The sequence below is a fragment of the Halorubrum pallidum genome, from assembly GCF_055380345.1.
Map to the genome: position 1 here is coordinate 776,613 of NZ_AP043945.1, position 12,322 is coordinate 788,934.

Annotated in this window: 11 protein-coding genes; 6 read left to right on the forward strand and 5 right to left on the reverse strand. The window is 69.1% G+C overall.

Annotated elements, in window-relative coordinates; translation table 11 throughout:
* Positions 1-35: 35 nt before the first annotated feature.
* Positions 36-2,192, forward strand: a complete 2,157-nt coding sequence (nasA, locus tag ACZ45C_RS05590; RefSeq protein ID WP_460560348.1) for an assimilatory nitrate reductase NasA — start codon at positions 36-38, stop codon at positions 2,190-2,192.
* Positions 2,193-2,248: 56 nt separating this feature from the next.
* Here the strand turns inward: nasA and ACZ45C_RS05595 are convergent, their stop codons facing one another.
* Positions 2,249-2,581, reverse strand: a complete 333-nt coding sequence (locus tag ACZ45C_RS05595) for a 30S ribosomal protein S10 (RefSeq protein WP_460560346.1) — start codon at positions 2,579-2,581, stop codon at positions 2,249-2,251.
* Between the two features lie 215 nt (positions 2,582-2,796).
* On the opposite strand from ACZ45C_RS05595, the gene ACZ45C_RS05600 reads away from it, so the two are divergent.
* Together ACZ45C_RS05600 and ACZ45C_RS05605 are read left to right on the forward strand one after the other, a co-directional pair.
* Positions 2,797-3,243: a bis(5'-nucleosyl)-tetraphosphatase gene (locus tag ACZ45C_RS05600; RefSeq protein WP_460560344.1), complete on the forward strand. Its 447-nt coding sequence runs from the start codon at positions 2,797-2,799 to the stop codon at positions 3,241-3,243.
* 80 nt (positions 3,244-3,323) lie between these two features.
* A complete protein-coding gene (locus tag ACZ45C_RS05605) occupies positions 3,324-4,322 on the forward strand; it encodes a DUF5787 family protein (protein WP_460560342.1) in 999 nt (332 codons plus the stop codon).
* 11 nt (positions 4,323-4,333) lie between these two features.
* Here ACZ45C_RS05605 and ACZ45C_RS05610 read toward each other — a convergent pair whose 3' ends face one another.
* Positions 4,334-7,396: an FAD-binding and (Fe-S)-binding domain-containing protein gene (locus ACZ45C_RS05610; RefSeq protein ID WP_460560340.1), complete on the reverse strand. Its 3,063-nt coding sequence runs from the start codon at positions 7,394-7,396 to the stop codon at positions 4,334-4,336.
* Positions 7,397-7,540: 144 nt separating this feature from the next.
* On the opposite strand from ACZ45C_RS05610, the gene ACZ45C_RS05615 reads away from it, so the two are divergent.
* The 3 genes from ACZ45C_RS05615 (at position 7,541) to ACZ45C_RS05625 (ending at position 10,766) form a co-directional block, all read left to right on the forward strand.
* On the forward strand, positions 7,541-8,068 hold the full coding sequence (locus ACZ45C_RS05615; RefSeq protein WP_460560338.1) for an LUD domain-containing protein: 528 nt from the start codon (positions 7,541-7,543) through the stop codon (positions 8,066-8,068).
* Positions 8,061-10,316 (forward strand): LUD domain-containing protein, encoded by a 2,256-nt coding sequence (locus tag ACZ45C_RS05620; protein WP_460560336.1) that lies wholly within the window; start codon positions 8,061-8,063, stop codon positions 10,314-10,316. Before ACZ45C_RS05615 ends, ACZ45C_RS05620 begins: the two co-directional genes overlap by 8 nt.
* Before the next feature lie 150 nt (positions 10,317-10,466).
* Positions 10,467-10,766: a PRC-barrel domain-containing protein gene (locus tag ACZ45C_RS05625; protein ID WP_460560334.1), complete on the forward strand. Its 300-nt coding sequence runs from the start codon at positions 10,467-10,469 to the stop codon at positions 10,764-10,766.
* Positions 10,767-10,784: 18 nt separating this feature from the next.
* On the opposite strand, the gene ACZ45C_RS05630 is transcribed toward ACZ45C_RS05625, so the two are convergent.
* The 3 genes from ACZ45C_RS05630 to ACZ45C_RS05640 are packed head-to-tail and all read right to left on the reverse strand — an operon-like array spanning position 10,785 to position 12,298.
* Positions 10,785-11,111: a hypothetical protein gene (locus tag ACZ45C_RS05630; protein WP_460560332.1), complete on the reverse strand. Its 327-nt coding sequence runs from the start codon at positions 11,109-11,111 to the stop codon at positions 10,785-10,787.
* A gap of 47 nt (positions 11,112-11,158) precedes the next feature.
* Positions 11,159-11,575 carry an MPN domain-containing protein gene (locus ACZ45C_RS05635; RefSeq protein ID WP_460560331.1) on the reverse strand — a complete coding sequence of 139 codons (417 nt, stop codon included), beginning with the start codon at positions 11,573-11,575 and terminating at the stop codon, positions 11,159-11,161.
* A gap of 24 nt (positions 11,576-11,599) precedes the next feature.
* Positions 11,600-12,298 carry a hypothetical protein gene (locus tag ACZ45C_RS05640; RefSeq protein ID WP_464374332.1) on the reverse strand — a complete coding sequence of 233 codons (699 nt, stop codon included), beginning with the start codon at positions 12,296-12,298 and terminating at the stop codon, positions 11,600-11,602.
* Between the last annotated feature and the right edge of the window lie 24 nt (positions 12,299-12,322).

The window sequence follows — 12,322 nt, forward strand, 5'->3', positions numbered from 1 at the left end:
GATTCGATCGAAACAATAGATTCATATAACGATTAATGACTGATCGAAAACCAACCACATGTATGCGGTGTGCGGTCGGCTGCGGCTACCGACAGCGCGCCGCAGACGGCGGGCGGGGCGTCGTCGACGTTCGCGGCGACGAGGACCACCCGACGAACGACGGGGAAACGTGCAGCCGAGGCGTCCGCGAGACGGTCGACCCGAGGGGCGAGCGGGTGACCGAACCGCTGATCCGCCGCGGCGGGACGCTTCAGCCCGCCGACTGGGACACCGTCCTCGGGACCGTGTCCGTGCGGATCATCGAAGCGCTCAGGAAGGGGAACGACAACGTCGCGGTGTTGGGGAGCGGTCAGCAGACGAACGAGGCGGCGTACGCGCTAGGCAAACTCGCCCGCGGCGGCTTCGGCACCCGCCACTACGACGCCAACACTACCCTCTGTATGGCCTCTGCGGTACGGGCGTACGTGCAGGCGTTCGGGAGCGACGCGCCCCCGCCGACGTACGAGGACATTCCCGACGCACAGACCCACGTGATCTGGGGTGCGAACCCGAAGATCGCCCATCCCGTCTTGTACCGGTGGATCGCCGACAGCACGATCGACGACGGCGATCTGATCGTCGTCGATCCCGTCGAGAGCGAGACGGCCGCGGACGCCGACCTCCACGTTCGGCCGGAGCCGGGGACAGATCTGTCGCTGGCCCGAGCGGTGCTCGCGCGGGCCGTCGACGACGGCCTCGTCGACAGCGAGTTCGTCGGGCGACACACCGAGGGGTTCGAGGCGATGGTCGGATCGCTGCCGGACGTCGACGTCGCGGCCGAGACCGCCGGCGTGTCCGCCGATCGCGTCGCGGAGTTGGCCGCGGCGTTCGACGATCGAACCATCGTGTACTGGGGGATGGGTGTCAATCAGAGCGTTCAGGGGACGGGGACCGCTCGCTCGCTGATCGACCTCTGTCTGGCCACCGGAAACCTGGGACCGGGCAGCGGGCCGTTCTCGCTGACCGGCCAGGCGAACTCGATGGGGAACCGCGTCTGTGCCTCGAAGTCGTCGTGGCCGGGGTACAGACCGTTCGACGACGCCGCCCACCGCAAGGCGATCGCGAACGAGTGGGGCGTGCCCCTGAGCCGGCTCCCGGACTCCTCGGGACCCGGATTCATTCGGATCATCGACGAGATCGCTCGGGACAACATCGACGTCTGCTGGACGGTGGCGACGAACCCGGCCGCGGGGATGCCCGACGCGGGGCACGTGAGAGACGCCCTCGACGACGCGTTCCTGATCGTCCAGGACGCGTTCCACTCGGACACCGCGGAGCTGGCCGACGTGGTGCTGCCGGCGGCGACGTGGGGCGAGTCCGAGGGGACGGTGATGAACATGGAGCGTCGCGTGTCGCGGGTCACGGCGGCCCGCGATCCGCCCGAGAACGTTCGGCAGGACGTGGACATCATCGGCGCGGTCGCAGACCGGGTCGTTCCGGAGCTGTTCGAGTCGACGCGGCTCGACCCCGAGGCGCTGTTCGACGAGGTCAGCGCCCTGACGGGCGGTACGACGGCCGACTTCTCCGGGATATCCTACGAGCGGCTCTCCGAGTCACTGGCCGTCCGGTGGCCCGCTCCGGACGCCGAAAACGAGGGAGGATACAGATACTACGATCGGGGCGGCGGTGCCGGGTCCGACGGAGACGAGACGGCCGAGGGCGCCGCCGGATCGTGGTCGTTCCACACAGACTCCGGCCGGGCGCGGTTCTCGAACGCGTCACACGAGGGCGTCCCGGAGCCGATCGACGGGGAGTACCCGCTCACACTCACGACCGGCCGGCGTCCGGACGCCTACAACACCGGTGTCAGAACCCGGACCGACGCCGGCGGGGGACGCGCGATGGCCGCGCGGGTGCACCCCGAAACGATCGCCGACAACTTGGCGGCGTTCGACCGGGGGAAGACGGTGATCGAGTCCCGTCGCTCGTCGGTCGCGGTCGAGGTCGCACCCGACGCCGACGTGCCGCCGGGGCTCGTCTGGCTCCCGGTTCACAACCCGGCCGCCAACCGACTCACGCTGTCCGCCGCGGACCCGGAATCGGCCGAACCGAATCTCAAACAGTGCGCGATCGCATTGAGCGCACCGAGTCGCGGCGACACCGATCTCACCGGCAGCCCGGAACGGGCGAACGGAACCGGTTCGCACTCTTGAGACGTCGCTGGCGATGACGCCCGATATCGATATCGGCGACCGCCGGTACGTCGGAATCAGTCCCGGCGGTGCCCGAGCGGCTTCTTCTGGTCGACCTCGACCTCGACGTGGATCGAGTCGGGGAAGTCGCGCGCGACCACGTCTCGCGCGATGTCGTCGGCACCGTGAATCTCCATCGACCGCTTGTACACCGAGTAGCTCCACGGCGAGAACTCGTCGCCCGCGCGGAGCTGTTTATACAGGGGAACGCGAACCGTCTCGGCGGGCGTGGCGTGTGGGCCCTTACACTCTGCGCCCTTGCGTTCGAGGGTCGTTTTCAGGTCTTGGACGGTCTCGGAGAGCACGTCGTGGTCGCCGGACGCGAACGAGAGTTTCGTGACGAAGGTCATGGCTGGGGGTCGTGCGTGTGTGATACCCCGAGGAGTAAAAGCGCACCTACCTGTCCGGCGGTCCGCGGCGGTCCATGACGGATCGCGGAGGTCCGCCGAAAAGCGGCCGTGTGTCGGCGGCTGCTCGGGGCGCAGATCCGCCGACGGCGGCTGAAACGCCCGGTGTGTTGATGAGTCCGACACCCTCTTTAGGGGTGGTTGCTTACCTGACGCTAATGACGGTCGAAGCGACCAGCGCTGGAGCCATCCTCTTCCGCGATACCCGCGGCGAACGGGAGTATTTGCTCCTGAAGAGCCGGCCGGGGGACTGGGAGTTCCCCAAGGGCGGGGTCGAGGGGGACGAGGAGCTTCAGCAGACGGCGATACGGGAGGTTTCCGAGGAGGCCGGAATCGAGGATTTCCGGCTGATCGACGGCTTCCGGAAGGAGTACGACTACGTGTTCGAGGCGAACGGTAACACCATTCACAAGACGGTTCACCTGTTCATCGCGCGCTCGTTCGAGGCGAGCGCCGAGATCTCGAACGAGCACCGCGACCTGCAGTGGCGCGACTACGACCAGGCGCTCAACACGATCACCCAAGACGGCCCCCGCGACATTCTCGAAGAGGCCCACGAGTACCTCGACGAGCGGAAAGACGAGGAGAGCGGCGAGTACGTCTGATCGGTTCGCGACGGTCCGAACAGCCGGCCGCCGCCGCGATCGAGCGGTTCGTTTTTATCCGCCGACTCCGACGCTGACCTGTGACTCCGGACGCCGAGTTCGGCTACGAACTGCTCGTCTGTCGCTACGCCGAACTGGCGTGGCACCCCGGAGACGGCCCGCGGCCGGCGATCGTCTCCCGCCAGCTCGGCACCCGCGAGCGCCGCTGGGACACGGTGGTGATCGAGGTGGACCCGGCGGCATTCGCGGCGCGGCGGGCGTTCGGCGACCGGACCGTCGACTCGGACCTCCTGCACGTCGTCCGCCACGCGCCCGCCGACTGGGCGTGGTATCGCGACGCGCTGCCCGACCCCGGCTACCCGTGGCGATACGTCCGGAAGGCGGTCCACCGCGCCGCGGGACGTGGCCTGGTCGAGACGCGCCGAGACGGCAACCGGATCCAGGTCCGCCGCGTGCGACCGTACCCGGACTGGGTCACGCGGATCGTCGCCGTCGAGAACAAGCCGGACCTGGACCGCTCCGCCGCCGATCGGCTCGCTGACCAGCTCGCACACGACGTCGAGACGGCTCTCGCCGACGAGGTGTGGCTCGCGACCGAGACGACGGGCGACCGGATCGAGCGCGCCCTGCTGCGCGAGATGCCCGTCGAAGCGGGCGTCCTCGCGACCGACTTCTCGGAGGGCGTCGATAGCGGGAGCGGAGACGTGGCGTGGCACCCGAGCGATCTGTCTCCGACCGGCAGCGATCGGAACACCGAGGCGACTACCCGCCGGCTGGAGATCGCAGAGCGGGCGTACGGGAAGGGGTGGCGGTCGTTTCACGACACGATGCGGCCCGACTGCCGACACTTCGAACTCCGGCGAGCGGGACGGGCGCTCGTCCCGCACTGCGCGGCGAAGTCGACGCTCCCGACCGCGCGGGAGTGTTCGGGGTCGTGCCCGCAGTTCTCCCCCGAACCGCCCCAGTGGCGAACGAACGGCTGGCCGATCGATGGCGGCCCCGGAAAGGGAATTCGGCGATTGCTTGCCCGTCGCCGCGAGCGCGAACGCGACGGAGTCGAGGGCGACGGAGAGCCCTGAGGGAGTCGGCCTTACGCCAACGCCGCCGCCAGCTTCTCGATCGGATGCGGCGGCTCCGGCGCGTTCGCGTCGCGCTCCTTCAGTTGCGTCCGACAGGACGCGCCGGGCGCGACGACCTCGTCGCCGTCGCTCGCGTCGACCTGATCGAAGAGGATACGGCCGATCGCCTTGCTCATGGAGTAGTGTTCCGCCTCGTAGCCGAACGAGCCGGCCATCCCGCAACAGGTGGAGTCGAGCGGGTCGACGCCGTAGCCGGCGCGCCGGAGGACGCCGACCGCGTGGTGGTCTTTCTTGGTCGCCTTCTGGTGACAGTGGCCGTGGTACGTGAGAGACTCCGTGGGCGCGTTGAGCCCCATCGTCTCGTCCAGTCGGTGGGCGTCGACGTACTCCATGATCCCGTAGGTGTTCTCGGAGACGGTCGCCACGTCGGCGTCGGGGACCGAACTGGCGTCGCCGTCGAGCAGGTCGTGGTAATCGGACTGCAGCATCACGGCGTCCGTCGGTTCGACGACGACCACGTCTTTCCCGTCTCGGACTTCGGGCGCAAGCGTCTCGACCGCGTCCGCCGCGGTCGCCCGCGACTTCTCCAGCAGCCCCTTCGAGTGCGGCGGCCGACCGCTGCCGTCGACGTCCGGTATCCACACGTGGCAGTTCGCGGCCTCCAACACCCGAACCGCCGCCTTTCCGGCTCCGGGGTTCGTGTAGGTCGTGTACACGTCCGGGAACAGCAACACCTCGCGGTCGGCCTCGTCGCGCGGGACGCCCGCCCCGCCGCGTGCCTCGAACCAGTCGGTGAGGCTCTCGGATCGGAAAGTCGGGAGGTCTCGCTCCTTGGCGATCCCGAGCGTCTTCTCCATGACGACGCCCGCACCCGGGATCTTCCCCGGGAGGTTCGACAGCGGCGCGAGCGCCGACCCGATCGGCGCGAGCGACTCGAAGCTGCCGAGCAGTCGGGTGCGGAGGTCGGCTCCGTGCTCCTCGTGGTGGGCGTGTTCGACCTCGGCTTTCAGCTTCGCCATGTCGACGCCGCTCGGACAATCGACCGTGCATCCCTTACAGCCGACACACAGGTCCATCACCTCGGTGACGAACTCGTCGTTCGTGGGGTCCTCCGGGAGTTCTCCGCTCATCGCCCCGCGGAGCATGTTCGCGCGACCCCGTGTCGCCTGGATCTCCTCTTCGGAGGCGCGGTAGGTCGGGCACATCACGCCGCCGGTCGTCTCCTGTCGGCCGCGACACCCCCCGCAGCCGTGACAGAGTTCGACCATGCCCTGCATGCCGTTGTCGACGGCCCACTCCAGGGCGGGATCGAACTCGGCGTCGTACTCGTACTCCGAGTCGAACCGCAGGTCCGCGCTCATGTCGTGGTCGCCGCAGACGTTCCCGGGGTTGAGCAGCCAGTCGGGGTCGAACGCGGTCTTCAGTTCGCGGAAGGCGGCCCACAGGTCGTCGCCGTAGAGCTTCCGATTCCACTGCGTCCGCGCGTGCCCGTCGCCGTGCTCGCCCGAGACGGACCCGCCGAGCCGGACGACGGCGTCCGTGACGCGGTCCGCGATGTCGACCATCGCGTCCACGTCCTCGACGTTCTTCGTGTTGATCAGCGGACGGATGTGGAGCACGCCGGGACCGGCGTGCGCGTAGAACGTCGCGAAGGTGTCGTTGTCTTCGAGGATCTCCTGGAACTCGCGGGTGTACTCGGGGAGGTGCTCCGGCGGGATCGCGCAGTCCTCGATAAAGGAGATGTGCTTCTCGTCCGTGGTGCGCGAAAGCAGGATCGGGAGCCCCGACTTGCGCATCTTCCAGAAGCGCTCGCGGTCGTCCGGGTCGTGAGCCTCCATCGCATCGACGGCGCGGCGCGGCTGGCTCGTCGTCTCGGCGGCTCCCGATCGCGGCGTTTCGACCGTCTCCGGGCCGCCATCGTCGGCCGTCCCGACGCGGTCGGCGACGAGATCGGCGACCTTCTGTCGCCCCTCTTCGTCGCTCTCGGCGTAGAACTCGACCAGGAGCACGGAGTTTGTCCCGTCGGGTAACATACCGACCACGTCCGCGAACTCCGGCGTGTCGGCGGCGAGCCCGAGCAGCACGTCGTCCATCACCTCGACTGCGGCCGGGTCGTGTTCGAGGATCGGGGCCACGTCCTCCATCGCGTCCAACAGGTCGTCATAGGTGAGAAGCGCGACCGCCTTGGTCTCGGGGATCTCGACGAGCGAGACGGTCGCCTCCGTCACCGTCGCGAGCGTCCCCTCGCTCCCGGCCACGAGCCGGCCGAGGTTGACGACGCCCTCCTCGCCGTACTCGCCGCGGTACTCGGCGAGCAGCCGGTCGAGGTTGTACCCGGAGACGTTCCGTTTCATCTCCGGGAACCGCTCGTCGATCTCGTCGGCCTCCTCGTCGAGGATCCGCACGATCTCGGCGTGGATCCGGTCGAGGAGTTCGTCGCTCTCGGCGTCCGCGGACTCGCGAAGCTCCTCGACTGCGACCTCGCCGAACGTCGTCACGGTGCCGTCCGCCAGCACGACCTCGAGTTCCTCGACGTAGTGGTCCGTCTTTCCGTACTTCAGCGAGTGCGACCCGGTGGAGTTGTTTCCGATCGCGCCGCCGACGGCGGACTTGTCTCGCCACGCCGGGTCGGGCGCGAACTTCAGCCCGTACTCCTCGACGGCGGCGTTGAGGTCGCCGACGTACGCGCCGGCCTGCACCCGCGCCGTCGCCGCGTCTGGATCGGCCGAGAGAACCGCGTCCATCTCGCCGGTGATGTCGAGGACGACCGCCTCGTTGACGGTCTGGCCGGCGAGCGACGTTCCGCCGCCGCGCGGGAGCACCGGTATTCCCTCCTCGAAGCAGTACTCGTGGACCGCGGCGACGTCCGCGGTCGATTCGGGGATCACCACTCCGATAGGTGTGACCTCGTACGCCGAGGCGTCCGTCGCGTACATTCGTTTCGAGTACTCGTCGAACCGCACGTCGCCGTCGACCCGGCGGTCAAGCGCGTCGACGAGGTCCGGTCGGTCGACCGACCCCCCGGTGTAATCGAAGTCTCCCCCGTCCCGCGGGTCCGGCGTGTTGGTTGCCATGAGGGACTGTCACGGTCGAACGGTCAAAAACCTCCTGACGTCGGCGAGGATGGCGGTCCCGACCGCGGCGGTCGCACGGTCTCGCCGGAACCATCACGAACGATCGGCATAACACCCATATGCGTCCCCCCCGAATCGTCCGGTATGTCACTCGCCGACCGATCGACGTTCAAACGTCGGCTCGACGATCTCGGAGTCGCCGTGAGCGAGGGCTCCGAGAGCGCGTGCCGCGATCTGATAGCCGAGGCCGCGGGCGCTCCGGCCGTTGGCGTCTCGGACGCGCCGCTTCCGGACCGAGTCGAGACGGACCCGACGACCGCCGACCTACGGGCGGCACACACCGGCGTCACCGACGCCGAAATCGGTGTCGCGACGTACGGTAGCGTCGCGATCGAGTCCGACGCGGCCGGCACGGAGCCGGTGAGCCTCTTCGTCGACCGCCACGTGGTCGTCCTCCGCGAGCGCGATCTCGTTCCCGACATGCCCGACGCGTTCGACTGGCTCGGGCCGAAGGCCCGCGAGGAGTCGGCCGACGTCGTGTTCGCGACCGGGCCGAGCGCGACCGCCGACATGGGGGGGCTCGTCCACGGCGCGCACGGCCCGAAGGAGGTCCACGTCGTGTTGCTTCGCGAGGACGGGGAGGGGACCGAACCGGAGTCGGCCGATGAGTAGCGACGCCTCGAAGGCCGACCGGATCCGCGAACTGATGGCGACCGAGGGCGACGCGGTCGCCGAGAACACCCGCGGGTTCAACCACGGCCGGTACGAGTCGACGGCGCGGCTCGACGACTACGAGGACCTGAAAGGCGAGGCGCGCTCGATAAAGGAGGACGCGATCGCCCGACTCCCGGAACTCATCGAGGAGGTGACAGAGACGGTGGAGGCCAACGGCGGCACCGTCTACGTCGCCGACGACGCCGCGGACGCGAACCGGTACATCACGGAGCTGACTGCCGACGAGCGCGACGCCGATCGCCTCGTGAAATCGAAGTCGATGACCTCCGAGGAGATCGAGGTGAACGAAGCGCTCGAAGCCGAGGGCGTCGAGGTCGTCGAGACCGACCTCGGCGAGTGGGTGCTTCAAGTGGCAGACGAGGCCCCGTCGCACATCGTCGCGCCGGCGATCCACAAGTCCCGCGAGGGGATCGCGGAGCTGTTCAACGAGCGGTTCGACCCGGAGGAGCCGCTGGAGACCGCGGAGGAACTGACGATGTTCGCCCGCGAGCGGCTCGGCGAGCTGATCGAGGACGCCGACGTGGGGATGACGGGCGCGAACTTCATCGCGGCCGACTCGGGCACCATGATGCTCGTCACGAGCGAGGGGAACGCCCGGAAGACGGTGACCGCGACCGACACCCACGTCGCGGTCGCCGGCGTCGAGAAGATCGTCCCGAGCGTCGAGGAGTTCGCCCCCTTCGTCGAGCTGATCGGTCGGTCGGGGACCGGACAGGACGTGACCTCCTACATCTCGACGCTCACGCCCCCGGTCGACTCGCCGGTGCCGGACTTCCAGACCGACGACGAGCCGCTGGCGGGCGCCGCGGGCGACGACTCCGCCGACGGCGCGTCCGACCGCGACTTCCATCTCGTACTCATCGACAACGGCCGGATGGAGATGCGCGAGGACGAGGAACTGAAGGAGACGCTGTACTGCATCCGATGTTCGGCCTGCTCGAACTCCTGCGGGAACTTCCAGAGCGTCGGCGGCCACGCGTTCGGCGGCGAGACGTACTCCGGCGGCATCGCCACCGGCTGGGAGGCCGGTATCGAGGGGCTCGACACCGCGGCCGAGTTCAACGACCTGTGTACCGGCTGCTCGCGCTGCGTTCCCGCGTGTCCGGTCGAGATCGACATCCCGTGGATCAACACGGTCGTGCGCGACCGGATCAACCGCGGCGAGGCCGACCGGAGTCAGGTCGACTGGATGTTCGAGGAGCTGGTCCCCGACGAGGAGCCGGCCGGGCTCGATATCGGCACTCGGATCGTCGGCAACTACGAGACGCTCGCGAAGTGGGGAAGCCGGACCGCGCCGATAGCGAACCGGCTCGCGGACGTCGGGCCGCTCCGCGCGCTCGGCGAGCGCGTCGCCGGGATCGACCGCCGGCGCGACCTCCCCGACTTCGCGAGCCGATCGCTCGTCGACTGGTTCGAGGCGCGCGGCGGGGCGGGCGTCCCGCGCGACGAGGCCGACCGCGAGGCCGTCCTCTACCCGGACACCGCGACCAACTACGTCGACGTCGACCGCGGCAAGGCGGCCGTGCGCGCGCTGGAGGCGCTCGACGTGCACGTTCGGATTCCCGACCTCCCGGGCAGCGGCCGGCCGCCGCTCTCGCAGGGAATGGTCTCGACGGCCGAAGCGAAGGCCGAGGACGTGTACGCCGGGCTCGCGACCCACGTCGACGCCGGCCGCGACGTGGTCGTCATCGAGCCGAGCGACCTCGGGATGTTCCGCCGCGAGTACGAGAAGTTCCTCCCCGAGGCGTCTCACGAGCGGCTCGCCGAGGCCAGCTACGACGTGATGGAGTACCTGTTCGGACTGCTCGAAAACGGCGGCGACCCGGCCGCGCTCCGCGCGCCCGCGGCGGGGACCGGCCCCGTCGCGTCCGGGACGCGTATCGCGTACCACCCGCACTGTCAGGCCCGGACGATCGGCGTCGGCGAGCACGCCACCGCCGTGATGGAGCGGCTCGGCTACGACGTGCGGGTCTCCGACACCGAGTGCTGCGGGATGGCCGGATCGTTCGGCTACAAACGCGACTACTACGAGCTGAGCATGGACGTGGGCGAGCCCATCCGAGAGCAGTTCGGCGACACCGACCGAACGGTCGTCGCCGCCGGCACGTCCTGTACCGAACAGATCGACGCGCTGCTCGGGGACGCGCCGATGCACCCGGTCCAGCTGGTCGCCCCGCGGGAGTGACCGCACGGCAGCCGTGAGCTACCCCGAGCGTGATTTCACCGCCCGAGCGACCGGATCGGCGACGCACGCGGGCAGACCGCGTCCGGCTCCGTCTGACGGGCGTCGTTCGACAACGAACGCTTATTAGGCGCGCTCGTGACCGTATCGGATATGAACGCGGCTCCACAGGAGATCACGTCGCTCGTCGGTCGTGAGGTGTACTCGAACAACGGGGTTTTCGTCGGTGAAATCGAGGACGTGCGCCTCGATCTGGACGCGCGGGCAGTGACTGGACTCGCGCTCGCCGAACTCAACCACGAGCTGTTCGCGGGCCGCGTCGAGCGGAACACGGGCGTCATCGTCCCGTACCGCTGGGTTCGCGCGGTCGGCGACGTGGTGTTGGTCAACGACGTCATCGAGCGGTTCGACACGGGATCCGACGAAGAGGAGTCCGACCAACCGCCGCGGTAGCCGCCAGCCGGGACAGTCTCAGAACGGTAACGCGTCGCGCAGCGTCGACAACACGCCGCCGCTCGTCCGTCGCTTCTCGTCGAACACGGGATACATCGCGTCGAGGAGCTCCGTCTCGTTTTGAAATCGGCTCTGAGGAAGCTCGTCGAACACGGCTGAGAGCGCGACCGTTCGCCCGGCGGCGTCGTACGGGATCTCGGGGTCGTCGATCGCGCCGAGGATCTCCTCGCTCGTCGCGGGGAACGACACGTCGGCCTCCTCGATCCGGGCGTCGAGCACGGCGATTCCGAACTCGATCGCCTCCGGTTCCGAGGATCCGCCGCCTCCGGGTGGGCGTGCTGCCATCGATGCGACTTACTCGCCCCGAACGCTTGAAACCCATGCTCTCCCGGTCACTCGGGCAGAGACTCCTCCGGCGGCGCGGCGTCGAGCACGGCGAGTTCGATCCCGTCGCCGGCGCGGTCGAACGCGGCGACCGCGTCGTCGTCGTACGGCGGGACGGCGACGATCACGACCGCGGCGAGGTCGTCCGTCTTTGAGACGCCGAGGAACCCGTCCGGGTGCGAGAGGAACCGCGCTCCGCCTCGTCCGACGGGCGTCCCGAGGTCGACGCCGAACACGGCGTTCACCGCGCCGCCGACGCCTTCGGGCGTGAAGTGTGTCAGCACGGGCGTCTTCGGGTCGAGTCCGGTCGGTTCCTCGAAGTCGCCGGCCGGGGTCGACGAGAGCCGGAGGTTCGTCGCCGTCGGGTCGCGGTCGTCGGCGTGATCGAGCAGGACCGTCAACAGGTCGCGCGTGACGTGGATCACAGTGATCGAACTCCGGTCATCGGCTCAGATACCGAGCGCGTCGCGCAGCGTCTTCGCGTACAGCCCCGGCGCCTTGCATCTGGACCCGGAGAGCGCGTCCTCGACCGCGATCGCGGCCCGCTCGTGGACGCCGACGCCGTGACCGACCAGCACGCGATCCGGGTCGCGTCCGGAGAGCGCGGCCGTCGGGGGCGTGAGACGGAGCATCGGGTGGACGCCGAGCCGCTCGCGGTCGCCCCGGAAGTACGACGACGACCCGAGCGACTCGGGGACGATGAGCGTCTCGCCGTCGAAGAAGCCGACCTCCTGCCACGGCGGGACGGTGGAGTCGCGGATCCGGAACGTCTCGAAGCCGGTGTCCGCCAGCCGGGAGCCGAACCGCTCGACCTGCGCGTCGAGGCCGTCAGCGATCCCGGTCATCCAGTCGGCGAGGTAGACGGGGACGCCGTGGCGGTTCGCGATCGCGGCCGCGTCGCGCTCGTGGCGATCGAGCCCGACGACGACGCCGGCGACGGTGCCGAGGTCGTCGAGGAGGTCGTCGACGCCCGGCGCGTCGACCGGGTCGAACACCCACACGTCCGCCGCACCGGTCTCGTCGTTCGGGACCGCGACCGCGTGGCTCGCGCGCTCCATCGTCTCGTTCGGATAGGCGATCCAGCCGACGCCGCGATCGTACCGGTCGATCTCGTGGAGGTCGGCGTCGCCGTCAGCGTTCGTTCCCAAACCCGTCATTCGGGCCGAGTCCCT

Coding starts and splice junctions, on each gene's coding strand:
- nasA (WP_460560348.1), top strand. CDS start 36: ATGACTGATCGAAAACCAACCACATGTATGCGGTGTGCGGTCGGCTGC.
- ACZ45C_RS05595 (WP_460560346.1), bottom strand. CDS start 2,581: ATGACCTTCGTCACGAAACTCTCGTTCGCGTCCGGCGACCACGACGTG.
- ACZ45C_RS05600 (WP_460560344.1), top strand. CDS start 2,797: ATGACGGTCGAAGCGACCAGCGCTGGAGCCATCCTCTTCCGCGATACC.
- ACZ45C_RS05610 (WP_460560340.1), bottom strand. CDS start 7,396: ATGGCAACCAACACGCCGGACCCGCGGGACGGGGGAGACTTCGATTAC.
- ACZ45C_RS05615 (WP_460560338.1), top strand. CDS start 7,541: ATGTCACTCGCCGACCGATCGACGTTCAAACGTCGGCTCGACGATCTC.
- ACZ45C_RS05620 (WP_460560336.1), top strand. CDS start 8,061: ATGAGTAGCGACGCCTCGAAGGCCGACCGGATCCGCGAACTGATGGCG.
- ACZ45C_RS05625 (WP_460560334.1), top strand. CDS start 10,467: ATGAACGCGGCTCCACAGGAGATCACGTCGCTCGTCGGTCGTGAGGTG.
- ACZ45C_RS05630 (WP_460560332.1), bottom strand. CDS start 11,111: ATGGCAGCACGCCCACCCGGAGGCGGCGGATCCTCGGAACCGGAGGCG.